The sequence below is a fragment of the Pedobacter sp. KH_004 genome, from assembly GCF_057840755.1.
The window spans coordinates 5184351-5209397 of sequence record NZ_CM174519.1 but is presented as its reverse complement, the minus strand read 5'-3'; the positions used below and the strand labels follow the sequence as shown (position 1 = coordinate 5209397).

Below are 25047 nucleotides of genomic sequence, written 5' to 3'. Positions count from 1 at the left end.
CTAGTACGCCAAATTAGGCGAGAGCCATTTCTCCGCTTCTTCTATAGTCATACCTTTTCTGATTGCGTAATCTTCCACCTGATCTTTTGTGATTTTTCCCAAGCCGAAATATCTTGATTCGGGATGGGCAAAGTAAAAACCACTTACCGCAGCTGTTGGATACATGGCGTAACTTTCTGTTAAGTGTAAGCCTATTTTGTTTTCCGCATCAAGCAAGCTAAACAAAGTTCCTTTTTCCGTGTGCTCCGGACAAGCTGGATAACCCGGTGCCGGGCGAATACCGGCATATTCTTCCTTGATCAATTCCTGATTGCTTAAATTTTCGTCCTTTGCATAACCCCAGTATTCTTTACGAACCCGCTCGTGCATGCGTTCGGCAAAAGCTTCAGCCAGACGATCCGCTAATGCTTTGGCCATGATGCTATTATAATCATCATGATTGGCCTCAAATTCTGCTACCAACTCATCAATCCCTATTCCTGCAGTTAGAGCGAAACACCCAAAATAATCTTGAATACCAGATTCTTTAGGAGCAATGAAATCTGACAAAGCATAATACGGCTGTCCATCAACCTTTTCGGCCTGTTGGCGGAGGGTATGGATAGTAACCAGTCTTGAGTCTTCAGTCTTAAGTCCAGAGTCGACATTCAGACTTCTGACTGCAGACTTCAGACTTTCGACTTCTAAATGAATATCGTCTCCAACGGAGTTTGCTGGCCAAAATCCAATTACCGCTCTAGCAGTTAACAATTTTTCGTCTAATATCCGTTTCAATAATGCCTGCGCATCATCAAAAAGTTTTTTTGCTTCACTCCCTACATTTCTATCATCAAATATTTTCGGGTAGCTTCCGCGAAGTTCCCAGGTATGAAAAAAAGGAGTCCAATCGATATATGGAACTAATTCATTCAAAGGATAATGATCAAAAACTCTGGTTCCGGTAAATTCAGGAACTGGTAAATTTTGATCGAAATCTATCTTAAATTTATTTTTCCGTGCCTCTTCAATGGTTTTGAAACGCTTGTCAGAACGCTTGTTCAAATGCGCTTCCCTGGCTTTTTCATACTCTGCTTTTATGCCTGCAACGTAGTCGGCTTTTGTTTCAGGATTCATCAGCGTACTGCAAACGGTAACACTTCGCGATGCATCTAAAACATGGATAGCCGGACCAGAATAATTCGGGGCAACTTTTACAGCAGCATGAATCCTTGACGTGGTCGCTCCACCTATAATTAATGGAATGGTAAAGCCTTCTCGTTCCATTTCTTTGGCAAAGTGGACCATTTCATCAAGTGATGGCGTAATTAAGCCACTTAAGCCAATAATATCAGCATTTATTTCTCTAGCTTTTTTGATGATCTCCTGAGCAGGAACCATCACGCCCATATCTACAATTTCAAAGTTATTACAAGCCAAAACTACCCCCACAATGTTCTTCCCGATGTCGTGAACATCACCTTTAACAGTAGCCATCAATACCTTACCTGCCGAGGAATTCTGATCCTGATCTGGATTGTCTAATTTCTCCTGCTCGATAAACGGAAGCAAATAAGCCACGGCTTTTTTCATCACCCTAGCCGACTTTACCACCTGAGGCAAAAACATCTTTCCAGCACCAAATAAATCACCAACAATGTTCATTCCGTCCATCAAGGGTCCTTCAATTACTTGTATTGGGCGGGCATATTTTTGACGAGCCTCTTCAACATCATCGTCAAGATACTCTACAATTCCTTTTACCAGGGAGTGAGAAAGGCGTTCTTCAACGGATCCTTTCCTCCATTCTTCATCTTTTACAATTTCTTTCCCTTTTGATTTTACCGTATCAGCATATTCAACCAATCGCTCCGTAGCATCATCCCGTCGGTTCAAAAGTACATCTTCTACCCTTTCCAAAAGCTCGGGTGGAATTTCCTGATACACCTCAAGCATACCTGCATTTACAATCCCCATATCTAACCCGGCCTGAATGGCATGGTAAAGAAATGCAGAGTGCATCGCTTCGCGAACAACATTATTTCCTCTAAATGAAAAGGAAATATTTGATACACCCCCACTTACTTTTGCATGTGGTAGGTTTTCTTTGATCCAACGGGTCGCATTAATAAAATCGACCGCGTAGTTATTGTGTTCTTCTAAACCTGTGGCTACGGTAAGGATATTCGGATCGAAAATAATGTCTTCTGGAGGAAAACCGATTTCATGTACAAGAATATCGTAGCTTCGTTTACAAATCTCTTTTCTACGCTCGTAGTTATCGGCCTGGCCTTGTTCATCAAAAGCCATTACAACAACGGCAGCGCCATATTGCATAATTTTGCGGGCGCTTTCACGGAATTTATCTTCGCCTTCTTTAAGTGAAATAGAATTAACGATACCTTTCCCTTGCAAACACTTCAATCCATTTTCTATCACCGACCACTTAGAGGAATCGACCATGATAGGCAATTTGGCGATATCCGGTTCGGAGGCAATCAGATTCAAAAACTTCGTCATCGCAGCTTCAGAATCGAGCATGCCCTCATCCATGTTCACATCAATAATCTGCGCTCCACCTTCTACCTGTTGTAGGGCCACAGCTAAGGCCGCTTCGTAGTCGCCACCTAAAATTAACTTCGAGAATTTTGGAGATCCGGTGATGTTTGTCCTTTCGCCAACGTTTACAAAAATACTCTCTGGCGTTATCGTTACAGGCTCCAATCCACTCAATCGCATAAAAGGCTCAATGGTTGGCAATTTCCGTGGCGAAGCTTTTTTAGCATTCTTTGCAATGCAGCCAATATGATCAGGAGTGGTGCCGCAACAGCCACCCACAATATTTACAAATCCAGATTTAATAAAATCGTCGACCAGATGAGCCGTTTCGTGCGGTTGTTCATCATAAGCACCAAACTCATTCGGGAGGCCGGCATTTGGGTAAGCAGAAACATAACATCCCGCTTTTGTAGCCAGTTCTTCGATGTGCGGACGCATTTCTTTAGCCCCTAAAGCGCAGTTAAAACCAATACTCAAAGGTTTTGCATGCATCACCGAATTTAAGAAAGCTTCTGCTGTTTGACCGGAAAGCGTTCTTCCAGAAGCGTCGGTAATGGTTCCCGAAATCATAATTTCGAGCTTACGACCGATTACTTCCTCATATTTTTTGATGGCCACAATGGCCACTTTTGCGTTTAGTGTATCGAAGATGGTTTCGATGAGAAGCACATCAGAACCTCCATCTACCAAACCGCGAACCTGTTCATAATATGCCGCTTCAAGTTCGTCAAAATAAACCGCCCTAAAACCTGGGTCGTTTACATTTGGTGACATAGAAAGGGTTCTGTTGGTTGGCCCGATTGCGCCTGCAACAAAACATTTCCGATCAGGATTAGCAGCCATAAATTCAGTAGCAGCCTCTTTTGCCACCTTCGCACCTTCAAAGCTTAACTCATAAGAAAGATCTTCCATCTGGTAATCAGCCATAGAAATTCTTTGTGTACTGAAGGTATTGGTTTCAATAATATCCGCACCAGCGGCTAAATATTCAAGATGTATGGCTTTAATAATATCAGGCCGAGTGATGTTGAGCAAATCGTTATTGCCTTTTACATCACATGGATGATTTTTAAAACGTTCCCCTCTAAAATCCTCTTCAGTTAAAGTATAACGTTGAATCATGGTACCCATCGCACCATCAATTACCAAAATACGCTTTTCTAATTCTTCTCTTATGCTCATTCTGTAGTTAGATGTGAGATTGGAGATGTGAGCTATGAGAAATTCAGTCTTGCGTACCAAGTCTCAAATCTCACATCTATAATCTAAAATCTCAAAAAGCTTATTTAAAAAGTTGGTACGAGAATCGTAATCCTAAACTTATCTGTTTCTGCCAGTTGCAGAATAGAATTTAGCACCTTGTAGGTTACAGGTTGCTAAGACTTCGTTGGGTCTAATCCCTCCGTCTTTCTTAATAAGCGTACAAAAATGCAACAAAGCAACATCAATTCCAAAAATTATCGCTCCGCTACCAAATAAAATTACAAAGGCCATGCAAATTTGCACAGCCTTAAGAATATTGTTTTGTATGAGGGCTTTAAACAACCTCTCTTTTTATAAATCTTTTGTTGTAGTAGGTAATCAAATATCCCATCCAAAATGCACTAGGCAAACAACTAAAAAATACATGATCTGTAATATAAGTTACAGTAATTGCCTCAATTATGCCGCCAACTAAAATGAAAAACATGATTACCAAAAACTTGCTCATTATTTTCTACTTCCGAAAATACGTAGCAAGAAAAGGAAGATATTAATAAAATCAAGGTATAGCGATAAAGCTGCCATTATAGCTAATTTCTTTGTATCAGCAGATGGAATTGATTCTCCGCTTTCTTCAATTCCCATTCCAATTCTTTTAATTTTTTGAACATCGTATGCAGTAAGTGCTGTAAAAACAGCTATACCAACAAATGCCATAATTAAGCTAAACTGTTCGCTTTTGATAAACATGTTTGCAATACTGGCTATAAATAAACCGGCAACACCAACCATTAAAATTGGGCCAAACTTACTCAAATCTATATTTGTTGTATAGCCCATTACAGCCATTATACCAAAAATACCTGCGGCGGCAGCAAAACAAGTTATAATCGATGTGCCAGTGTAAATTAAGAGAATGAAACTCAAACTTACGCCCAGCAGCACAGAAAACAGCACAAACACACCTAACAAGGCGCCATAAGATAGTCTCGAAAAGCCAGCTCCCATTACTAAAACTAGCCCAAGTGGCGCAAACATGGCCACATAACCTAACGCAGTTCTTCTTCCAGTTTCAAAGTCTATTAAAGATCTTAATGCCGACTCCGTGTTTGAAATATAAAAAGCAGATAGAGTTGATAAAGCCAACGCTACAAACATCCACAGGAATACGTTTGCAAAAAACTTTTTCGATACAGAGTTTTCCTGTACAAAGACACTATCGGTTTGATAATTATAATTTTGTTGTTCCATTTTAATTTTGCGTATTTAAATAATTTTAAAAATAACAATTTAGTTTAATCTTTTTGTCAGCAGTTCTTCAACTTTTTTAAAGAACTGTAGCGGTTTAAGTGTACGCCAAGGCAGATTATCAAAAGCTCCTCCGAAATTGATATAGTAATCTATATTATTGTCTTTAAATTCGGAAATAACGTGTTCTTGAAAATTCACACCAACAATCCATCCATCTTCCACTTCCTGAAACCACTCTTCATAATAGCTATCATCAGATGCGTGAAAATTTAAAACGTTCTCGCCAATAAGAATAAATTTGGTAATGCCTTCGTCCATCATCAATTCTAAAATATCACGCTTAAGTAACATGATATCATTATTGATCGCATCATTCCATTCGCCGATAAATTCGATAATGGCATAACTGCGATCATAATCGGCATACAAAACCTTCATGTAAAGGGTGTTCGATCCAAATTCGTCCCACTGCGGATGCAGCAAGAAATTATAAATCTGCTTGTCGAAATAAATTTCCGAATACTCGGTATTGAAAAATGGCGAGCGCTCATCTTCTGCCGAAACATAATCATCTCTCCACTGGTAATAAGGCTCGATTTCGTGCATTTTAATATCTAATTTTTTTGAGTGAGTGAACTTTGAATGACTGAATCTAGCGGCGATGCTAACTCTATCATTCACTCATTATATCATTCATTCATTTACTGTGGTTGTCGTTGTCCCGCCTCTACCGCTTTACGTACGCTTCCATATTTTGCAAGTAAATCTGCCGCTTCATCATAGCCTATGCTTAATTCATCGGCCACCATCTGCGTTCCGCGATCAACTAATTTGTTATTGGTTAACTGCATATCTACCATTTTGTTTCCAACTACACGTCCTAATTGAACCATCACGGTGGTACTCAACATGTTTAAAACCAATTTCTGTGCAGTACCAGATTTCATTCGTGTAGAACCAGTGATAAATTCCGGGCCAACAACAACCTCAACCGGAAAATCAGATTCAGCAGCGATTGGTCCACCAGTATTACAAACAATACAACCGGTTAAAACACCGTGTTTACGAGCAGTATTTAAACCACCAACTACATAAGGTGTGGTTCCAGATGCTGCTAAACCCACTAAACAATCTTTTTCGTTGATGTCGAATTCTTCCAAATCTTTCCAGGCTTGTTCGGCATCGTCTTCCGCAAATTCTACCGCCCTTCTAATCGCCGTATCGCCACCGGCAATAATTCCAACAACCCAATCGAAAGGAACCCCATAAGTTGGTGGGCATTCAGAGGCATCAACTACACCTAAACGACCGCTTGTACCTGCGCCAATATAAAATAAGCGGCCGCCTTTTTTCATTCTTTCGGCAACTGCCGAAGTTAGTTTTTCTATCTGAGGCAAAGATTTTTCGACAGCAAAAGCAACCGTCTTATCTTCGTTATTAATGCCCTGCAAAACCTCCAATACCGACATCTTGTCGATGTTATCATAATTAGATTCCTGCTCGGTAACTCTGTTCATAAATTTAATTTTGATAAAATTCGGTAAATTCTTTTTAAAAAGTGGCGTAAAAACTTAAAAATATATCTTCCAGTCGCTGTAAGAAGAATTACATCCGTTAATTTATGTTAAATATTAGAAACAAAAGACACGAAAATGTAGTTAAAAAACATAGTAACCCGCTAAATTTCATAAATTTGCAAAACGCCAATGAAAAAAAATACCCGAAACAACCTACTGATTGCAATAAGCTATTCTGTAATTTTAATAGTAGGTATGATTTTGGGGATAAAATTCATAAAAGACCAGGGTTTTGGCGTTCAGCGAAGTCCGCAGTTGGCTGTAAATAGTGACGGCAAACTTGAAGAGATTCTGCACATTATCAATAAAAACTACGTTGATGAAATCAATACGGATTCTTTACAGAATCTTCCTATAGATAGCGTTCTACATCAACTAGATCCTCATAGTGTTTATTTGCCTCCTACCGATGCGCAAGATATGACCAACAGTTTGGAAGGCAACTTTGAAGGTGTTGGCATTGAGTATTATATGCTCAATGATACGATGATGGTTACTGGAGTAGTCAAAGACGGGCCTGCCTACCAGGCCGGAATAAAACTGGGAGATAAAATTTTGAGTATTGATACCGCAGTTGTAAGCGGGCGAAACTTACCAAAAGAGCAGTTAACCGGACGCTTTCGAGGTAAAGCCGGAAGCGGCGTTAGCGTTGTTTTAATGCATAATGGAACACAGGTACAAAGTAGGTTAATGGTTACCCGTGGCAAGGTAAACATTAGTAGCATTGATGCTTCTTATATGATTGGTCCTGAAACTGGATATGTAAGAATTAGTAAGTTCGGAGCAAATACCGATAATGATTTCGCTAGTGCTGCTAATAGTTTAAAAGCCAAAGGCATGAAGAAGCTCATTCTGGATCTCCGCGATAATGGTGGAGGGTATTTTTCTGCTGCTACGGGTCTAGCTGATCAGTTTTTACCAGAAAATAAACTTATTGTTTACACTCAGGGTAAACACGAACCTCGTACCGATTATTTTTCAACAGGGACCGGTGCATTTCAAAATGGCAAATTAGCAGTATTGATCAACGAGAATACTGCATCTGCAAGTGAGATTGTTGCAGGTGCTATTCAAGATTTAGGTAGAGGGGTGATTATAGGCAGGCGATCTTTTGGCAAAGGGTTGGTTCAAGAACAGTTTTCTTTTGGTGATGGATCTGCTTTAAACTTAACCATTGCTCGATATTATACCCCATCGGGACGAAGCATTCAGAAATCGTACAAAAAAGGTTATGATGCTTACAAACATGAGTTGGATGAGAGAATGATGGATGGAGAACTGACCGGAGATCGCACATCTTTTCAGGACTCGATAGAAAAAGCAGAAGGTGTAGCCATACAAAATGTAAAAAGACAAAAGCCTAGTGGAGGCATACAGCCAGATGTTTTTGTTAAACTGGATACCGTTGGTTACAATAAATTTTATGCAACCCTGGTAAGCAAAAAGATTCTATCAGATTATGTTTTTAATGTATTAACAAACAAATATAACGCTGGCTTTGTAGAGCAAAACATTAATTCTTTCGCGTTAGGAGATAATGATTTCAAAGATTTCATAGGTTATATTCAACGCAAAAACGTACAGATCGATCGTTTTCAACTGTACAATGCCAAGCCTGTAATTTTGAGTGATTTGAAAGCATTGTTATGCCGTTATTACCTTGGCGATGTGGGCTACTACCGGTCAATAAATCAGACCGATAACGCGGTAAAGCAAGCCTTGATAAACCTTCAATAGTTATCTCCAGTCCCAAACCACCACATTCCACTCGGTGCTCATTTGATCTGTGTAGGTATCAATCGTTTTGAAGCCAATACGCTCATGCGCTTTCATTGAGCGTAAATTTATAGTGGCAATTTCAGTTATTGCGAATTCAAATTTATCTTCGAAAAAATTCTTATAAGCCTGATAGCATTGATCAAATAAGCCTTTCCCACGGTAATCTTTATCAACACAAACCTGGCCCACAACAATATATTGATACTCAGCCACCGATTTTCCATGATATTGAATGTGATCGAAACTCTCGTACATTTCTACTAATCGGGGAATATCGTTTTTCGATTGCTCCGTCATCCCTAGTACATAAGCGATTACCCTTTCACCATCCTTAGCAATGATGTTCGGTTCATGCTGATGCATTTTTTCCAAATCATCAAGCGTGTGCGATACCGTTACGAAACCCTGCTGTTCAATTTCTTCTGGAGATAAATCTGCTCTTAGATTCTTTTTTTGAAGCGTAATAATACCTTCTAAATCCCGTACTGTTTGTGATGTTGAAATTTCAATCATGAGTATGCTTTAAACTAATCGCCGAATATAAGAAATTCAGTTTTTCATCCATCTTTTACTTCGGCACATTTATTATCTTTGCGACATGCTTTTATATAACGTTACCCTAATTTTAGATGATGCTGCAGCTGAAGAATGGTTGCAATGGATGCAGGAAACCCATATTCCAGAAGTGATGGCTACAGGAATGTTTGTATCCAATCGCTTATTAAAGGTGCTTGATTCGCCAAATGAAGGCGTAACTTATTGCGCACAATATGTTGCCGAAACTTTAGAAAATTACAACGAATACCAAAGCACATTTGCTCCAGAGCTACAAGAGAGATTAAACAGCAAGTTTAAAAACCGCTTTGTGGCCTACAGAACTTTAATGGAGTTTGTGCCACCAACCTCCTAAAGATGGCTTTTGAAAGACTAAGCCGATTTCGACACATAAAAACAAATGTGAGTAGCGCTTATTTAAGTCATGACTCTTGACTAAAGACTTAAGACTTATTTTAGCTTCTCGTTGTTATTATGTCTGTCTGCATCGCGAATGGTTTTCTTTTCGAGATTTTTCTGAAAGGCGTCGGTTAAGTCAATACCTGTTTGATTGGCCAAACAGATCAGCACGAACATCACATCGGCCATTTCATCGGCAAGGTTTACCACTTCATCACTCTTTTTAAATGACTGCTCACCGTATCTCCGAGCCATAATCCGAGCTACCTCCCCCACTTCTTCCATTAAAATAGCAGTATTGGTTAACTCGTTAAAATACCTGATACCTGTAGTTCTGATCCACTGATCTACTGTTTCCTGTGCTTCATTAATGGTCATCGTGTTAGCTTTTATATTTCGCTGATTACTTCTTTAAACTAAAATCTCCTTTAAAAGATTGCAGTGACGAGGAATATAGGTTTTTTACTCTTTATTCTTCGTATCAATTAAAATTGTAGTTGGCCCATCATTTACCAAAGCAATTTTCATATCCGCTCCAAAAATCCCTGTCTGAACTTTCCTGCCCATTAAAGTCGACAACTTTTCGATCATTTTTTCGTAAAGCGGAATAGCGGTGTCTGGCCTTGCGGCTCGGGTGAAACCTGGGCGGTTACCTTTTTTTGTAGATGCAAATAAGGTAAACTGGCTAATCAACAAAATATCTCCATTAACATCAGCCAACGCTTTATTCATTAAGCCATTTTCATCACCAAACACCCGCATATTAACAATTTTCTGAGCAAGCCAATCCAAATCATCGGCTGTATCGGCATCTTCAATACCTAAAAGCACCAAAAATCCGGTTTTAATCTCGCCCGTAATTGTGCCTTCAACTGTGCAACTTGCTTGTGTAACTCTTTGTAAAACTGCTCGCATTTTATCTTACTTTTGATCAATAAAATTGATATGCGCAAGATAAGTATTTTAGTGATTTCTATATTTTTCTTATTCGGTTGTAAGCAAAAGTCAATCGTTCACCCCACTTTTTATTTTTGGCGAACAAACTATAAAAACAAAAAAGTTGAAACTGATTACCTCGAGAAATTTAAGTCAAAATCGCTTTACGTTCGCATTATGGATGTAGATTTTAATCCCGACTTTCAACAGGATGTTCCTATTTCTCCTATAAAGTTCTCCGATCCGCTTCCAAAAACAATCGGCATCATTCCTGTGGTTTTTCTTGTTAACCATATGTTTAAGGACATAGATTCGAGCAGAATAAAATCGCTAGCCACTAGAATTGCAATATTCGTTGATGCCAAAGTTAAGCAGGCCGGAAAGACGGATTATTCTGAACTTCAAATAGACTGCGATTGGACTAAAACCACTAGAGACAAGTATTTCAATTTTCTAAATCAACTGCAAGCTCAGCCGCTTTTGAAGAACAAAACAATTTCCGTCACCTTAAGATTACATCAGGTAAAAAACAAGTCGACCAGTGGTATTCCCCCGGTAAAAAAGGCCATGCTGATGTGTTACAACATGGGGAATCTGCGTAAGTATGGCGAGCAAAATTCCATTCTTGATCAAAGAGAAATAGATATCTATTTAAAAGATTACCTCCGCAATTACCCATTAAAGCTTGATGTTGCCTTACCAATTTTTGAGTGGGCAGTCGTATTCAGGAATAAAGAATATGCTGGAATTTCTAAACGAATTACCAAAGATCAAATTAATGACAAAAACCTATTTAAGCAAAAAGGCCATTCCATTTTATACGATCTCTTAATCGATAATCCAGCGGCGGGCTTAAAACGTGGTGACGTGATTAGGTGGGAAGAAATCTCAGCCGGAGATTTATTTACAACATCTAATTTTTTATCCCGATATTTAAAACCTGAAGAGCGAAATCTCGTTTTTTATCATCTGGATACCGACCTTTTAAAACATTTTACAGATGAAGACTTTCAAAAAGTTATCGCTAATTTTTAGCGTTTTTCTTGTTACTTTCTTTGGCGAAATCGCGGTAAATATCGCGTGTGGCGGCGAAATTGACCCCTACGATTATTATATTTCCTATTTCCACAACAATGTTGAGGGTGATGAGTATACGCCTTTTGCTTATAACCAAATGGCCTATTTGAACAACGAGGAAGATGTAGAAAGCGAATCGCAAATTAATAGCCGAGAATGGGCGAAATATTTAGATGTTAAGGAACAGGATATTCATGAGATTATGTACAATGTAGATAGTGCAACAAGTCACAAGCTTGCACATTTCGACGGAAAGCTTTCAGATTTGGCAGATAGTTTGCAAAACAACACTTTCGTACAAGGATTGAGTAAAAACAAATCCGCCTTGAAATATTATACTTTCGCTAAAAGCTGTGAGCCCTATGCTAATATTAACTTCGATCTTTGGGATCCAATACCTCGAGATAGCACACAAATGGATGTGCTTGCGAAAGAAGCCCTCAAATCAACAGAATTGGAGAAAGATGATTTCTTAAGATTGCGTTATGCTTATCAGGCAGAGCGGATGTTTCATTATGCAGGCCTGCATACCGATAGCAAAAGCGTTTACGAAAAATTTATCAAAACTAATAAAACCAATAGTGCTGTTAAAGGATGGGCTTTGGCACTTTATGCCGGTTCTATTCGCCGATTGGGAAATCCAGCAGAATCTGCATTTTTATTTTCAAAAGTATTTGCAACCAACCCGGAAAGGAGAGTGCAGGCTTATAAGAATTATTATTACAACAGCGCTCCTATAGACGGGGCCTTGAAATATGCTAAAACCAATAGTGAAAAAGCCAACATTTGGGCAATTAACGGCTTTGGAAATCCAGATTTCAATATTGAAAGTTTATATAAAGTATATCAATACGAACCTAAAAGTGAGCTTAACGGGGCGCTATTGGTTAGAGAAGTTAACAAACTGGAGCAGGCATTGATTGAGGCGAATGATATTGCAAAAATATCCTATAGCTATTATTTCTCTCAGAGTAACCCGCGACGAAGGGATAGTGTTAAAAACTTGAACTTAAAACAGCTAAACCTGGTTAGAGATTTTGCAGTTAAATTAGCAACCGAAAAGAAATATCCGCAGCCAGAATTGGGTACTTTAACAGCTGCTTATTTATCGTGGCTGGAAAATAAAGATGCAGTTGCCACCAATTACTTAAGTACACTGAATCCTGAAAAACTTCCTGAAAAATTGCGTGATCAATACCGAATTACTGATTTATTGATTAAAGCTAAAAATATTAAGAAAGGAAATCCATTTAACGAAAATGAACTATTGCCGACACTGAAATGGCTAGACGAAAAAAGATTTGCCGAAAATAAATCGCATCCTGGAGATAAATATTATGATTGGGCAGATGCAGAAAGCAAACATTTTAGCAGAACCACAAGAAACTTCTATCAGCAGCTATTAGCACCTGCATATTTAAAATTAGGCGATACAGCCAAAGCTGCCCTGGCAATGGTTAAAGGGGATTTGGAATACAAGATCGTAAAAGATAACTCTCTTTTCAAAAATATGAGCTATCAAACGACTGCTTTCTGGCAACAATTTTTAAGTCCGAAAAGTATGCAAGGTTTGCTAAATTATAAAAAGAAAGCAGTTGGAAGCGATGTAACGGCTTTGCTTTCGAAGGCTTTAAATCAACTTAAGAATGATGATTTCTATGAGCTATTTGGAACCACTTATTTGAGAACGCATCAGTATGAAAAAGCGGTTCAAATGTTTGCAAAGGTATCGCCGGATTATAATTATTTCAATCCCGAAAACTGGTACGCTGATGATGCCCATTCGAAGCTTTATGCAAATCCATTTATTCAAACCATTAATGATTTCCCTAAAAAATATGTAGCGGCAAAAGCTTCTATTACGAAGAAAACTTTTGCGGCGGAAATGCTTCGGTTACAACGACTGATTGTTAGTGAACAGAAGAATGCTTCCCTGTATTATTACAAAATGGCGAACGCCGTTTATCAAACTGGCTATTACGGAAATAGCTGGTTTTTGATTAGCTACGATTGGTCGACTTATGACAATGCCAGCCCGGCAAAGTACGGTTATGATGTAGACTATAAAAAAGCTCAAACTGCCAAAAGCTGGTATTTGAAAGCTAGAGCGCTGAGTACAAATGCAGATTTTAAGGCAAAATGTACATTCATGCTCGCCAAATGTGCTCAAAAGCAGATCATTTTGAACGCCAAAATAAATTCATTTAGTTACTGGGATAAAGATGATGTGAAATATCAAAATTTCATCAATGCAAATTACAACAATCCGTATTTCAAAGAATTGAAATTGAAATACAGCAAAACGCCGTTTTATCAGGTGGCAGCTGGAGAATGTAGTTATTTAGGGGATTTTATAGCGAGGAATTAAAGGTTGAAAAGCTGTTAGACCTGGGACAAAAATTGAAATGGCACTGATAAAAGTATTTGGAGTTTCGTTGATCCTGCTCGGATTTTTTCTGGCTTATGGATTGATAGGTTCGTATCGCCCATTACTATTCGGAACAAAAACCGAAGCTACAATTGTTGCTGTTGAACGGGTGAACAATAAAAGGTTTACATATATATATTATCCCGTGTTTCAATTCAAACATAAGAACAAATTGGTTAAAGCGGTAGATAGAAGCCGTGATATTGAGGAAAATAGCATCGGAATAAAGGAATTTATATTTTATAACGAAAGCTATGGCATTAGTAGGAGGCTTGCATCAACCACTATAGTTTTTTCCTGCATTAGTGCTTGCTTCACCTTATTTGGCTTCGTTGCGCTATTTTATAAAGGAAGGATTTAAACTTCAAATAGATAATAAATTTTACTGTTCTAAACAAAATGACGTTGAGGACATTAGTCTTAAGCTTCAATACCCTCAACCTTTTACCTCAAGTTACCACCTGATTAGCGCACTTGCCCAGGTAAAACCTGATCCAAATGCGGCAAGGCAAACTAAATCACCATCTTTAATTTTTCCGGCTTCCCAGGCTTCGCACAAAGCAATAGGGACAGATGCTGCTGTGGTATTTCCGTATTTTTGAATATTATTAAATACCTGATCATCGCTCAAGCCTAACAAGTTTTGTACGTATTGGCTGATCCGTAGATTTGCCTGATGTGGCACAAGCATATCAATGTCCTTTTCCGTTAAGTTGTTTGCAACCAAAGCTTCTTTAATCACCTCTGGAAATTTTACTACTGCTTTTTTGAAAACCGAAGGTCCATCCATGTAGGGCAGTGCGGCACCACTTTCTAAAATTTCAGGCGTCATAAACAATCCGCCTAATTCCTGATCAGGAAAAGCAGGTTTATCCTTCATCCATTTATTTGCATGAGAACCTGGATAATACATGGCTAAAATCTCTGCATCAGCACCATCACTGTGTAAATGAGTGCTCAAAATCCCTTTACCTTTCTCATCGGTAGGTTGTAAAATGACAGCACCTGCACCATCGCCAAAAATTACTGAAACATTACGACTGCGAGTTTCGAAATCCATAGCAAACGAATGTTTTTCGCTACCGACCACCAAAACATTTTTATACATACCGGTTTTCACAAACTGATCGGCAACCGAAAGTGCATAAACGAATCCTGAACATTGATTGCGAATATCCAGGGCACCGATTTCGCCCATCCCCATTTCGCGTTGTAGCAAAACACCACATCCCGGAAAATAATAATCAGGGCTTAAGGTAGCAAAAATAATAAAGTCGACATCTTTTGTGGTGATACCAGCACGCTCGATAGCAATTTTTGCTGCTTCAATTCCCATTGTGGTGGTAGTTTCTTCATTACGATCGGCGAAACGACGCTCCTTAATCCCGGTTCGTTCCCGAATCCACTCATCGTTGGTATCCATAAAACGACTTAAGTCGGTATTGGTATAAACATTTTTTGGAACGTAGTAACCTATTCCTGCTATTTTGGATTGATGCATGCTCATATATTTGATTAGGTAAATGTAATTATTTTATAAAGATATGAGATGAGGGAGAGATAGGAAACGCATATCCTCTGACTTGTCAAATCAAATATCTCAAATCTTCTAATTATTGTTTATTTTTGCAACCATGTCTACAGAAACCAAAGAAGAGACCTTTACGCTCGAAGAAATTTTAACTTCCCTGAAAACTGTGCATCGCCTTATTTTGTGGAATGATGATGTAAATACTTTTGATCATGTGATTTACTGCATGATGAAGTATTTGGATTATAACGAATCTCAGGCGGAAAAAATTGCGTGGAAAGTACATAATGACGGAAAGTGCCCAGTTTTGGAAGGTTCTTTTACTGAAATGGAAGTTTACCGTAAAATTTTACAGCAAGAAGGATTAACGGTTTCAGTTGATTAGATTTTGGATAAAGTTTTTGTTCAAATAATGCATGAAAAGTATTGATAAAAAAAGTTTGGAGAATGCATTCCATTTATTCGAGCGTGGTATATCTATGAAATAGAAATTGGCATTACGAAAACCTTACAAGATATACACCTCTATCTTTTTAAAGACTTGTTTGATTTTGCAGGCAAAATACGAACATTAAATATTTCTAAAGGTGGTTTTCGATTTGTTGCAGCTTTATATCTAAATGAGATTTTGGTAAAAGTAGAACAGATGCCAGAAAGCACTTTTGAAGAAATTGTAGCTAAATATGTAGAAATGAATATTGCACACCCTTTTATGGAAGGGGACGGCAGAACAATGCGAATCTGGCTTGATATGATCTTGAAAGAACGCCTAACGAGATTGGTTAATTGGCAGTTTATTGATAAGACATTGTATTTACAAGCGATGGAACGCAGTCCTATAAATGATTTAGAGTTAAAAACCCTACTTGCGGCTCACCTCACAGATGATGTAGATAATAGAGAAGTAATCTTCAAAGGAATTGAGCAATCATACTACTATGAAGGCTACGAAAAAGATAGTGAAGAAAATTAGTTATTTAGTTCTAATCCTCTCAAAAGCACATTTAACTCTGCTTGTGTTGTTTGTGTTTTATCTTTAGCATACCAGCTGTGAAGTTTCTCTGCCAGAACAGGCATTTCAGTTGTTTCTTTTCTCCACTCTTTAAGCAATTCTTGCAAAACCTGTGGACGTGGTGCCCACGTTGCTAAAACTTGATCTGCATTTTCATTCAACACAATCAAAACCGGTATTGCTCTCCCTCCGTTAGTCAAATGCGCATCTATCAATGGAAGATTCTTATCACGAAGTACAAATCTTAAATCAACTTTGCCTAAAGACGCTGTGGCTATTTTATTAAAAATAGGAATAATTTGAGCCGCATCTCCGCACCAACCTTCTGTAATTACCAAAAATTTGTAGTTGGCTTTAAAATTATCGATAGCAGCAATTAATTCATCAGTCAAACTTGCGGTTTTATCAACTCGGTTCATACGTTGCACATTCATTTTTGTATAGTGCAAATCGTAAGTAACATCGCCGGTAGCCTTCCCTTCCAGCAAAAGCTGATCTACCAGCGCACGGTACGTTTGATAATCCATTCCCTGCTCATTGAAAATTTCGCTATAGTTAACCATGATGTTTTTAATTGATGTGACAAAGAAAAGGAGAAAGTTGATAATTTAAATCATCGGTTTGCAATTTGATTGTTCTATAATTAATCAAATTATTAAACCTATTAAAACGCTGAAACTGCTGAAACAACTTTAGCTTTATGATCAAAAATCCTGACAATAGGTTTGATAGTCTTTTTAGATACATTTAAAATCTCCAGATGATTTCCAGCCGGAATAGATAGCGAAACTTTATCATTAACGATAACCTGATCCTGATTATTCGGTTGTTTAATGATCAAGGTATCTTTAGTTGGATTTTGTATATCCACATTAAATGCGCTTGTATCTGCCAAATTCACCGTTAATTTCTTTTTAGCTTCTAAAGGAATCATAAGTGTCCATGACTTTGGATCCGTTCTTAGCGTTGCGCAAGAAGATATTAACAGGATAGACAATAGATAAGTAACAGAAGCAAATTTGTTTTTCATATTTTTTAGTTTGTTATTTATCAGACGAAAATTTGTAAATTTTAGTTGCATGGACAAGCAAGAAAATTTAGCTCTTAAATTCGCTCGTTTTATGGAAATCGATATCCGGGTAATCTTGCTTCGTTAAATTAATCATATAGTCACTGTCTGATAGATAAACTGGGTTTGCCTCTTTATCGAAACCAATGTGCTGCTGTTTACGCTTCACAAATTCATCAAGCTTTTTCCTATCTGTTGAAGTTACCCAGCTCGAGCGTGTGTAACTTAATGTACGGAAACGACATTTAGCACCATATTCGTGTTCTAAACGGAAATTAATCACCTCAAATTGAAGTTCTCCTACTGCACCGATCACCTTTCTATTTCCGGGCTGCATCACAAATAATTGCGCAACCCCCTCATCAGTTAATTGTTCAATACCTTTCTCCAGCTGTTTAGTACGCATCGGATCCATGTTTTCTACCTCTTTAAAAATAGATGGCGAGAAACTTGGAATACCTTTAAATTGCAGTTTTTCGCCCTCAGTTAAAGTATCGCCAATTTTGAAGTTGCCACTATCATATAAACCAACCACATCACCTGGCCAGGCTTCTTCAACAATACTTTTCTCATTCGCCATAAAATCCATCGGGTTCGAAAACTTTAATTTCTTATCCTGACGGGTATGGTAATAAAATTTGTTACGTTCAAATTTCCCTGAACAAATCCGTAAAAACGCAATTCTATCACGGTGTTTTGGATCTAAGTTGGCATGGATTTTAAATACGAAACCACTAAAGTTTTTCTCCTCTACCAATACATCACGCTCTTCGGCTTCTCTATGGCGGGGACTTGGCGCAATATCAATGAATGTATCTAAAAGCTCCTTAATACCGAAGTTGTTAATGGCACTTCCAAAAAATACTGGCGCCACCAAACCCTCGGTATATAAATCTTTATCAATGTTTCCATAAATACCATCAACCAATTCAACATCATCTTTCAGGTTGTTAATTTCGTTTTCTTTTAGGTAGTTCAACAAAGAAGGATCATTCAAATCATTTGCCGCCACCACAGAATCGGTTACTTTGGTTTTATCAGAATTGAATAGGTTTAAATGTTTGTTATAAATGCTGTAAACACCTTTAAAGGTATGGCCCTGACCAATTGGCCACGAAAGCGGGCACAGGCTGATGTTTAGTTTTTCTTCAATTTCATCCAGCAAATCGTAGGCTTCTTTACCCTCACGATCCATTTTATTGATAAATATAATTACCGGGGTGTTACGCATCCTACAAACCGACATCAGTTTTTCGGTTTGTTCCTCCACTCCTTTTACACAGTCTACCACCAAGATAACGCTATCCACAGCAGAAAGCGTTCGGTAAGTATCCTCAGCAAAATCTTTGTGACCAGGGGTATCCAAAATATTAATTCGCTTGCCGCTGTATTCGAAACCCATAACCGAAGTAGCTACCGAGATTCCACGTTGCTTCTCAATTTCCATAAAATCGGAAGTATTGCTTTGGTTCGCTTTATTCCGTTTTACCGCACCAGCTGTGTTAATGGCGCCACCAAACAACAGAAATTTTTCTGTCAATGTGGTTTTGCCCGCATCGGGGTGACTAATAATGGCAAAGGTTTTACGTTTTTCTATTTCAGGGTTAAGCATAATAAATTTGGGGTAAAAATGGCGATGAAACCGGGTTAAAGAAATTTAACAGCGATAAGATTTGAATAATTTTGTTTCATCAGGCTGCAAAGATAAGAAAATTGGTTAACTGTTTGAACTGGTTAATGGTTTAATCTTTAATAGGGTTACCCGTTCAAATCTTAAATCACGTTTAGAAAAGCAACTGCAGTAGTTCATCGGTAAAAGCAGTCCCGCCATTCATTACAATCTCTTTTAACTTCTGTCATTCTGATGGTTAATTTATTTCACAAAAATCAATATGAATGACGCTAAGGGCGGTCGTCATTGCCTGCCTACGGCAAGCAGGCGAGGCACGAAGCAATCTCATTTGATAGCGCAATACCACCAATGATATTGTTCCAAAGGCACTCCTCTGGAGCTTCTCCCGATGAAAAATCGATTTCGAAATGACGGAAAAAATAATATCGTCAATGGTAAGAATCTGTTTCATCGCTTGCAGATGCTTCGTTCCTCAGCATGAACTGTATTTTCACGGTTAGTGCAATATTTAACCACATTTGCCCCTTCTAGATTCGGAAGAGAGTAGGGTTTGCTATTTCAAAATTGTGCCAGTTTTGAAGTGTATGCTTTTAACCAAACGGCAAATTCTGTTAAATTTTAATATTAGCACCGTACAGCTCCCCTCCTTATTTTCCAGGAGAGGCAAGGAGTGGTTTTCTTCTCAAAAGCGGTAACCCCTTGTTAAATAAACCTAATGGAGCGGGCATCCCGATTTTTTCGTCGGGATAAAGCAAACAACAGGACTACCATTCCCGATGAAAAACTGAACATTCATTTCCAGATATTTAACTTTGATTACCTAAATTATTAACTGAAAACTAAAAATCATACCTATTTTTGTACTAAAATTGTTAGCTTTAATCATCCCTCCAACTAGAGCAAACCAAAATCTTACTGCCGATGCCACAACTGGAAGAAACTTCTATGCCCGCAGAAATTGCTGCAAAGTTTGTCAATTACACCTCAAAACATGTTTTCTTAACTGGAAAAGCAGGAACAGGTAAAACTACTTTCCTGCGGAAATTGATTTCGCTTACGCACAAGAAGGCGCTGATTTGTGCCCCAACGGGTATTGCTGCAATTAATGCTGCCGGTGTAACCATTCACTCTTTATTTCAATTGCCTTTCGGAGCATTTTTTCCTGATGCGGCGGGTAATATGATCAATCAAAACATCACTTTTAATTTTAATACGCCGCGAACCATTGTTAAGCACCTGAATATGCAGGGCAACAAAAAGCGTATGATTCAGGAGCTTGAATTGCTGGTGATTGATGAAGTGAGTATGCTCCGAGCCGACATGCTCGACGCGATTGACTTCTCGTTAAGGTATATCCGGAGAAATAGAAATGTGCCTTTTGGCGGTGTGCAGTTGCTATTTATTGGCGACTTACACCAGTTGCCCCCGGTAGTAAAAAACGACGAATGGCGGGTGATGGCTGGTTTCTACAAGAGCATTTATTTTTTTGATGCACTGGCTTTACAAAATAATCCGCCAGTATATATCGAGCTGGATAAAATTTACCGTCAGGATGATGCAGTGTTTATTGATTTGTTAAATAACCTGCGGAATAATAAGATTACGCCCGAAGATACCGCTTTACTGCGCCAGCATTTTAAACAAGATTTTAAGCCTGCGGCTGATGAGAACTATATCACTTTAACCACTCATAACAATAAGGCTGATACCATTAACCGTGAAAGGCTCACGCAGTTGAAAACAAAGTCGTATTTTTTTGATGCGAAAGTTACCGGCGAGTTCAATGAATACGCTTACCCTAATGAAAAAAATTTAGAGCTGAAAGTCGGCGCTCAGGTCATGTTTATCAAAAATGATATGACTGCCGAAAAGCGCTATTATAATGGAAAAATCGGGGTTGTGCATCACATTGAAAAGGATATTATCGAAATAGAACTTCCCGAAGAGCGCACAGTAATTGCCGTTTCGCCCTATACCTGGGAAAATGTAAAGTACAAACTCAACGAAGCTACAAATGAAATTGCAGAAAATGTGGCGGGCTCATTTGTCCAATATCCACTAAAATTAGCCTGGGCAATTACGGTTCATAAAAGCCAAGGTTTAACTTTTGATAAAGCGATTATCGATATCGGGGATGCCTTTGCCCCGGGTCAGGCTTACGTAGCGCTATCGCGTTTGCGCTCGCTGAAAGGTTTGGTACTTACTTCGCATTTGCGAGAGAATGGTTTGCAGCAAGATCAGAACATTCACTATTTCTCTAGCACAAAACAACCTGCAGAGATCTTAACCCAACAAATAAGCGTTGAGAGTTACGATTTTATCAGAAGTTATTTACTGGCTACATTCGACTTGAACCTGGTTCGATACTATATGAAAGAGCATGTGGAGACTTTCGATAAAAGCGAGGCAAAATCTACCAAACAGCGGTACGATGGCTGGACGATGGACTTGTACAAGGAATTTCAGAAAACTACTGCCACAGCTGATACATTTCTAAATCAACTGAAGGGCTTATTCGCCGAACAAACCGAGCATACCTTATTTAATGTTTCTAAAAGAGTTGAAGCTGCACTAAAATATTTCAATCCGCTTATTAAAGCTGTATCCGACAAACTGTTAGCACAAATTGAATCCATTAAGGAAGAGAAGGGAATCAAAACTTACTTAACCGAATTGCTTGAACTGGAAATTTTAGTTTATGAACAATTGAAAAAAATGCACAAAAGCAAAGCATTGCTCAATGCGATTATTAATGGAAAAGAATTTAGCAAAGCCGATACTGACAAACTGTTGAATCTGGCTGAACGAAATGAGCAATTGCAGAAGGCCATTCAACTTAAAGGCCAGGTTTTAAAAGTGAAATCGGCTGTTGAGAAGAAAAAGAAAGAGCCGAAAGTTGATACAAAATTAATCAGTTTTGAGCTTTACGAGCAAGGCAAAACATTGGAGGAAATTGCAAAAGAAAGAGGTTTTTCTGTTGGTACAATTGAGGGCCACCTGGCTTATTATGTGTCTACGCAGCAAATAGATGTGTCGAAGTTGGTTAAGCCTAACAAAATTAGAACTATTGCTGAGGCGGTGGAGAGCCAGAAAACAAAATCGATGGCTACGATCAGAGATTTTTTAGGAAAAGATTATTCATTTGGGGAGATTAAACTGGTGTTGGCTTCTTTGTTTCCATCAGAGGAGTAGGTTTTTATTTAACCATAAAACGGTCTTCATTGCGAGGCACGAAGCAATCTTATTACTATGGGTTTTATAGCGACCGCATTAGGATTGCTTCGTACCTTGCAACGACGAATTGGCAAATTAGTGTGTATTGAAAACCCGGTGCACTCTGTGGTTAATTACTTCGTTAACTCTGTGTAAATCTTTGTATCCTCTGTGGTTGAATGTTTGGCAATTTCTTACCTTAGCATTCGTGGAGAAAGTTGATTTGTTAGCGCAATATATGCCTGCCGAGGCGGCGCCGCTAATTGCAAAGTGGATAGATTATTTTCAATGCGAATTTAAAATCGCTAAAACCCGTTCTACAAAACTTGGCGATTACCGCCACCCTTACCGCGACAAAGGCCATCGCATTTCTGTAAATTTTAATTTAAATCATTATGCTTTCCTGGTTACCACGGTTCATGAATTTGCGCATTTACTCACCTGGAATGATTTCAAAAACAAAGTAAAACCTCATGGTTTGGAGTGGAAAAAAAACTTCCAAAGAATGATGGTTCCATTTTTTGACATGAATATTTTCCCTACTGATATTCATCAGGCTATTGACAACTACATGTCTAACCCTGCTGCGTCGAGCTGTTCAGATTTGCATTTATCAAGAGCTTTGAAGAAGTACGACTCTAATACCGTTGAAACGCTGCATTTAGAACAACTCTCGGTCAACACAATCTTTAAAATAAAAGACGGTCGTCGGTTTACTAAAGGCGAACGCATACGGAAACGCTATCGCTGTGTATGTTTAGATGATAAAAGAATCTATCTTTTTAATCCTTTGGCAGAAGTTTTTGTGGTTTAGTTGCTTAAACAAGTTCGAATTTATCACCATCAAACAGACCTTTATCGCTTAACTTTAAACGTGGAATAACCAGCAAAGCCATAAAAGAAAGTGTCATAAATGGCGCAAGCAAAGTAGAGCCTAATTCTTTCGCGAATTTATCAATAGAGGTATAGCTTTCTGCGACTTTGTATCCATTTTGATTGCTCATTAAACCCGCTACTGGCAAAGTCAATAATTCTAACCTTCCCTTTCCAAGTGCAACTACGCCACCAGTTTTTTCAATAACATGGTTTACAGCTTCACAAATACTTTTATCATCTACCCCTACAGCAATAATGTTGTGACTATCGTGAGCAACGCTTGATGCAATCGCACCATTTTTGAGTCCGAAATTCTTGACGAATGATATTGCAACAGGTGCATCGTGATAGCGATTCACCACCACCATTTTCAATACATCGTTTTCTAAATTACTAACAATACTACCATTAGACACTTTAGGTTGGGCAGCAATCCGATTGGTAATTAATTGTCCATCCAGTGCTTCAATTACCGCAAGTTCTTCCTCTCCTTTGAAAGGATAAATAAAATCTTTCTCTTTTTTCGGGCTGCAAGCAAAATGATTGACAGATTTTGCATCTTCAATATGTGTTACCCAATTACCCACTGTTCTGCCGTTTTCGGCAAGTAAATCGCCATTAATATAAGTTTGCCTCACGTTGAAGCTTATCAAATCTTTAATAACGATAAAATCTGCCGCATCGCCAATTTGCAAAGTGCCTACATCAAGTTTATAGTGAAGAATAGGATTGATACAAGCAGCCTGAAGAACTTTAAATACATCAACCCCTTTGGCAACTGCTCTGGCACAAAGTGCATTGATATGATTTTCAACCAAGCTATCCGGATGTTTATCATCACTACAAAACATCATCATCTCGGGCCAATCGTTTAGCAAATCGATCAACGCTTCGAAATTTTTAGCAGCACTGCCCTCACGGATGAGGATTTTCATTCCGCGTTGCAATTTATCTAAAGCCTCCTCTGCAGTGAAACATTCATGATCGGTAGAAATCCCTGCATCAATATATTGCTGAACGGTATCACCCCTTAAACCTGGTGCATGTCCATCAACAGGTTTACCCAACTCATGTGCAGCAGCAATCTTCTTTAAAACCTCATCATCTTTGTAAAGCACACCAGGAAAATTCATCATTTCACTGAGGTATTTTATTTCTGGTCGCTCCAAAAGTGACCAAACATCATCGTGGTTCAATTCTGCCCCAGCGGTCTCAAAAATAGTTGCCGGAACGCAGCTCGGAGCACCGAAATTAAACTTGAAAGGAACAGTATTACCATTCTCAATCATAAATTCTACACCTTCCAAACCGCAGACATTAGCTATTTCGTGTGGATCGCTGATGGTAGATACCGTTCCGTGAACGACAGCCAACCTTGCAAACTCACTCGGAATTAGCATGCTACTTTCTATGTGGACATGGCTATCAATGAATCCCGGGAGGATAAAATGAGCATCACTTTTGGCTTCAGAAACTTTGCTTATGTTCCTTATTTTGCCTTCTTCAACTTCAACTTCGCCAAAGAAAATATTTCGCTTTGTGATGTCAACTATATTTCCCTTGACTTTAAAATTGCTCATTTCTGTTATAACTTATTTGAAGTTGTGATTATTTTAGGATTGACCTTTGTAAGTTCTATAACAAAGCGTTCAACTTCTTTGGGGCTTATATAAATTTCATTCCATTTATTATATTTTACAATAATTCCGTTGCATGCCAAAGCCGGTTTAAAACCTACAAAAGTCTTTGCATTTAATTGTAACTCCCTAATCTCATCAATTTTTATTTGTCCAAAAAAAGGACCAGACCTATATTTTAAAACTTTATTTTGAATGGTATATTTTGTACTAAATAATAACCATAGCAGTAATGTACCCACTAATGTTGATATGATAAATGTATATAAAATTGAGAAACCATCGGTATATCTTATCAAAGTATAAATCGATACGCTGATTAATAACAAGATTGTT

The 25047-nt window shown here is 38.4% G+C and carries 22 protein-coding genes and 1 riboswitch; of the genes, 9 read left to right on the top strand and 13 right to left on the bottom strand.

What is annotated here, in order from left to right; translation table 11 throughout:
* From metH to murQ, 4 genes are all read right to left on the bottom strand, one after another.
* Positions 1-3717 (bottom strand): methionine synthase, encoded by a 3717-nt coding sequence (metH, locus tag AC3ITD_RS22455; RefSeq protein WP_489362874.1) that lies wholly within the window; start codon positions 3715-3717, stop codon positions 1-3.
* Between the two features lie 135 nt (positions 3718-3852).
* A riboswitch (SAM riboswitch) is annotated at positions 3853-3956 on the bottom strand.
* 289 nt (positions 3957-4245) lie between these two features.
* Positions 4246-4989, bottom strand: a complete 744-nt coding sequence (locus AC3ITD_RS22450) for a Bax inhibitor-1/YccA family protein (protein ID WP_265799413.1) — start codon at positions 4987-4989, stop codon at positions 4246-4248.
* A gap of 39 nt (positions 4990-5028) precedes the next feature.
* Positions 5029-5595, bottom strand: a complete 567-nt coding sequence (locus tag AC3ITD_RS22445; protein WP_489362873.1) for a hypothetical protein — start codon at positions 5593-5595, stop codon at positions 5029-5031.
* A gap of 95 nt (positions 5596-5690) precedes the next feature.
* Positions 5691-6506: an N-acetylmuramic acid 6-phosphate etherase gene (gene murQ, locus AC3ITD_RS22440; RefSeq protein ID WP_489362872.1), complete on the bottom strand. Its 816-nt coding sequence runs from the start codon at positions 6504-6506 to the stop codon at positions 5691-5693.
* Positions 6507-6695: 189 nt separating this feature from the next.
* Here murQ and AC3ITD_RS22435 point away from each other — a divergent pair, with 189 nt between their 5' ends.
* Positions 6696-8303 carry a S41 family peptidase gene (locus tag AC3ITD_RS22435; RefSeq protein ID WP_265799416.1) on the top strand — a complete coding sequence of 536 codons (1608 nt, stop codon included), beginning with the start codon at positions 6696-6698 and terminating at the stop codon, positions 8301-8303.
* On the opposite strand, the gene AC3ITD_RS22430 is transcribed toward AC3ITD_RS22435, so the two are convergent.
* Complete coding sequence (locus AC3ITD_RS22430; protein WP_265799417.1) at positions 8304-8858, bottom strand: GNAT family N-acetyltransferase; 555 nt, start codon at positions 8856-8858, stop codon at positions 8304-8306.
* An 85-nt stretch (positions 8859-8943) separates the two neighbouring features.
* On the opposite strand from AC3ITD_RS22430, the gene AC3ITD_RS22425 reads away from it, so the two are divergent.
* Positions 8944-9255, top strand: a complete 312-nt coding sequence (locus AC3ITD_RS22425; protein WP_265799418.1) for a DUF4286 family protein — start codon at positions 8944-8946, stop codon at positions 9253-9255.
* A 95-nt stretch (positions 9256-9350) separates the two neighbouring features.
* Here the strand turns inward: AC3ITD_RS22425 and AC3ITD_RS22420 are convergent, their stop codons facing one another.
* Together AC3ITD_RS22420 and dtd are read right to left on the bottom strand one after the other, a co-directional pair.
* Complete coding sequence (locus tag AC3ITD_RS22420) at positions 9351-9677, bottom strand: nucleotide pyrophosphohydrolase (protein ID WP_489362871.1); 327 nt, start codon at positions 9675-9677, stop codon at positions 9351-9353.
* An 84-nt stretch (positions 9678-9761) separates the two neighbouring features.
* Positions 9762-10214, bottom strand: a complete 453-nt coding sequence (gene dtd / locus AC3ITD_RS22415) for a D-aminoacyl-tRNA deacylase (protein WP_489362870.1) — start codon at positions 10212-10214, stop codon at positions 9762-9764.
* Between the two features lie 30 nt (positions 10215-10244).
* Here dtd and AC3ITD_RS22410 point away from each other — a divergent pair, with 30 nt between their 5' ends.
* From AC3ITD_RS22410 to AC3ITD_RS22400, 3 genes are read left to right on the top strand one after another with little or no spacing between them, the layout of a single operon-like run.
* Positions 10245-11270, top strand: a complete 1026-nt coding sequence (locus AC3ITD_RS22410) for a hypothetical protein (protein ID WP_489362869.1) — start codon at positions 10245-10247, stop codon at positions 11268-11270.
* Positions 11236-13680 (top strand): hypothetical protein, encoded by a 2445-nt coding sequence (locus tag AC3ITD_RS22405; RefSeq protein WP_489362868.1) that lies wholly within the window; start codon positions 11236-11238, stop codon positions 13678-13680. The genes AC3ITD_RS22410 and AC3ITD_RS22405 overlap by 35 nt, the downstream gene beginning before the upstream one ends.
* Positions 13681-13717: 37 nt before the next feature.
* Positions 13718-14101 carry a hypothetical protein gene (locus tag AC3ITD_RS22400; protein ID WP_489362867.1) on the top strand — a complete coding sequence of 128 codons (384 nt, stop codon included), beginning with the start codon at positions 13718-13720 and terminating at the stop codon, positions 14099-14101.
* 93 nt (positions 14102-14194) lie between these two features.
* On the opposite strand, the gene AC3ITD_RS22395 is transcribed toward AC3ITD_RS22400, so the two are convergent.
* Entirely contained in the window at positions 14195-15241 is a 1047-nt protein-coding gene (locus tag AC3ITD_RS22395) for a 3-oxoacyl-ACP synthase III family protein (protein WP_489362866.1), read from the bottom strand.
* A gap of 133 nt (positions 15242-15374) precedes the next feature.
* Between AC3ITD_RS22395 and AC3ITD_RS22390 the strand changes: the two genes are divergently transcribed.
* Positions 15375-15656 carry an ATP-dependent Clp protease adaptor ClpS gene (locus tag AC3ITD_RS22390; RefSeq protein ID WP_010599054.1) on the top strand — a complete coding sequence of 94 codons (282 nt, stop codon included), beginning with the start codon at positions 15375-15377 and terminating at the stop codon, positions 15654-15656.
* Between the two features lie 66 nt (positions 15657-15722).
* Positions 15723-16244 (top strand): protein adenylyltransferase Fic, encoded by a 522-nt coding sequence (gene fic / locus AC3ITD_RS22385; protein ID WP_489366731.1) that lies wholly within the window; start codon positions 15723-15725, stop codon positions 16242-16244.
* Here the strand turns inward: fic and AC3ITD_RS22380 are convergent.
* The 3 genes from AC3ITD_RS22380 to AC3ITD_RS22370 all read right to left on the bottom strand — a co-directional run bounded on the left by AC3ITD_RS22380 (position 16241) and on the right by AC3ITD_RS22370 (position 18964).
* Complete coding sequence (locus AC3ITD_RS22380) at positions 16241-16846, bottom strand: thioredoxin family protein (RefSeq protein ID WP_489362865.1); 606 nt, start codon at positions 16844-16846, stop codon at positions 16241-16243. The two genes, fic and AC3ITD_RS22380, sit on opposite strands and share 4 nt — an antisense overlap.
* A gap of 101 nt (positions 16847-16947) precedes the next feature.
* On the bottom strand, positions 16948-17313 hold the full coding sequence (locus tag AC3ITD_RS22375; RefSeq protein WP_489362864.1) for a hypothetical protein: 366 nt from the start codon (positions 17311-17313) through the stop codon (positions 16948-16950).
* 67 nt (positions 17314-17380) lie between these two features.
* A complete protein-coding gene (locus AC3ITD_RS22370; RefSeq protein WP_265799427.1) occupies positions 17381-18964 on the bottom strand; it encodes a peptide chain release factor 3 in 1584 nt (527 codons plus the stop codon).
* A 942-nt stretch (positions 18965-19906) separates the two neighbouring features.
* Between AC3ITD_RS22370 and AC3ITD_RS22365 the strand changes: the two genes are divergently transcribed.
* Both AC3ITD_RS22365 and AC3ITD_RS22360 read left to right on the top strand, forming a co-directional pair.
* Entirely contained in the window at positions 19907-22177 is a 2271-nt protein-coding gene (locus tag AC3ITD_RS22365; RefSeq protein WP_489362863.1) for a helix-turn-helix domain-containing protein, read from the top strand.
* Between the two features lie 229 nt (positions 22178-22406).
* Entirely contained in the window at positions 22407-23012 is a 606-nt protein-coding gene (locus tag AC3ITD_RS22360; RefSeq protein WP_489362862.1) for a SprT-like domain-containing protein, read from the top strand.
* A 4-nt stretch (positions 23013-23016) separates the two neighbouring features.
* On the opposite strand, the gene ade is transcribed toward AC3ITD_RS22360, so the two are convergent.
* Both ade and AC3ITD_RS22350 read right to left on the bottom strand, forming a co-directional pair.
* Entirely contained in the window at positions 23017-24654 is a 1638-nt protein-coding gene (gene ade, locus AC3ITD_RS22355; RefSeq protein WP_489362861.1) for an adenine deaminase, read from the bottom strand.
* A gap of 5 nt (positions 24655-24659) precedes the next feature.
* Complete coding sequence (locus AC3ITD_RS22350; protein WP_489362860.1) at positions 24660-24953, bottom strand: PH domain-containing protein; 294 nt, start codon at positions 24951-24953, stop codon at positions 24660-24662.
* Positions 24954-25047: the final 94 nt, after the last annotated feature.

Excerpts from the sequence above, each read along its gene's own strand:
- AC3ITD_RS22365 (WP_489362863.1), top strand. The coding sequence starts at position 19,907 with ATGCCACAACTGGAAGAAACTTCTATGCCCGCAGAAATTGCTGCAAAG.
- metH (WP_489362874.1), bottom strand. The coding sequence starts at position 3,717 with ATGAGCATAAGAGAAGAATTAGAAAAGCGTATTTTGGTAATTGATGGT.
- AC3ITD_RS22430 (WP_265799417.1), bottom strand. The coding sequence starts at position 8,858 with ATGATTGAAATTTCAACATCACAAACAGTACGGGATTTAGAAGGTATT.
- AC3ITD_RS22375 (WP_489362864.1), bottom strand. The coding sequence starts at position 17,313 with ATGAAAAACAAATTTGCTTCTGTTACTTATCTATTGTCTATCCTGTTA.
- AC3ITD_RS22380 (WP_489362865.1), bottom strand. The coding sequence starts at position 16,846 with ATGGTTAACTATAGCGAAATTTTCAATGAGCAGGGAATGGATTATCAA.
- AC3ITD_RS22410 (WP_489362869.1), top strand. The coding sequence starts at position 10,245 with ATGCGCAAGATAAGTATTTTAGTGATTTCTATATTTTTCTTATTCGGT.
- AC3ITD_RS22390 (WP_010599054.1), top strand. The coding sequence starts at position 15,375 with ATGTCTACAGAAACCAAAGAAGAGACCTTTACGCTCGAAGAAATTTTA.
- AC3ITD_RS22435 (WP_265799416.1), top strand. The coding sequence starts at position 6,696 with ATGAAAAAAAATACCCGAAACAACCTACTGATTGCAATAAGCTATTCT.
- murQ (WP_489362872.1), bottom strand. The coding sequence starts at position 6,506 with ATGAACAGAGTTACCGAGCAGGAATCTAATTATGATAACATCGACAAG.
- AC3ITD_RS22445 (WP_489362873.1), bottom strand. The coding sequence starts at position 5,595 with ATGCACGAAATCGAGCCTTATTACCAGTGGAGAGATGATTATGTTTCG.
- AC3ITD_RS22405 (WP_489362868.1), top strand. The coding sequence starts at position 11,236 with ATGAAGACTTTCAAAAAGTTATCGCTAATTTTTAGCGTTTTTCTTGTT.
- AC3ITD_RS22425 (WP_265799418.1), top strand. The coding sequence starts at position 8,944 with ATGCTTTTATATAACGTTACCCTAATTTTAGATGATGCTGCAGCTGAA.
- ade (WP_489362861.1), bottom strand. The coding sequence starts at position 24,654 with ATGAGCAATTTTAAAGTCAAGGGAAATATAGTTGACATCACAAAGCGA.
- AC3ITD_RS22370 (WP_265799427.1), bottom strand. The coding sequence starts at position 18,964 with ATGCTTAACCCTGAAATAGAAAAACGTAAAACCTTTGCCATTATTAGT.
- dtd (WP_489362870.1), bottom strand. The coding sequence starts at position 10,214 with ATGCGAGCAGTTTTACAAAGAGTTACACAAGCAAGTTGCACAGTTGAA.
- AC3ITD_RS22395 (WP_489362866.1), bottom strand. The coding sequence starts at position 15,241 with ATGCATCAATCCAAAATAGCAGGAATAGGTTACTACGTTCCAAAAAAT.
- AC3ITD_RS22420 (WP_489362871.1), bottom strand. The coding sequence starts at position 9,677 with ATGACCATTAATGAAGCACAGGAAACAGTAGATCAGTGGATCAGAACT.
- AC3ITD_RS22400 (WP_489362867.1), top strand. The coding sequence starts at position 13,718 with ATGGCACTGATAAAAGTATTTGGAGTTTCGTTGATCCTGCTCGGATTT.
- AC3ITD_RS22450 (WP_265799413.1), bottom strand. The coding sequence starts at position 4,989 with ATGGAACAACAAAATTATAATTATCAAACCGATAGTGTCTTTGTACAG.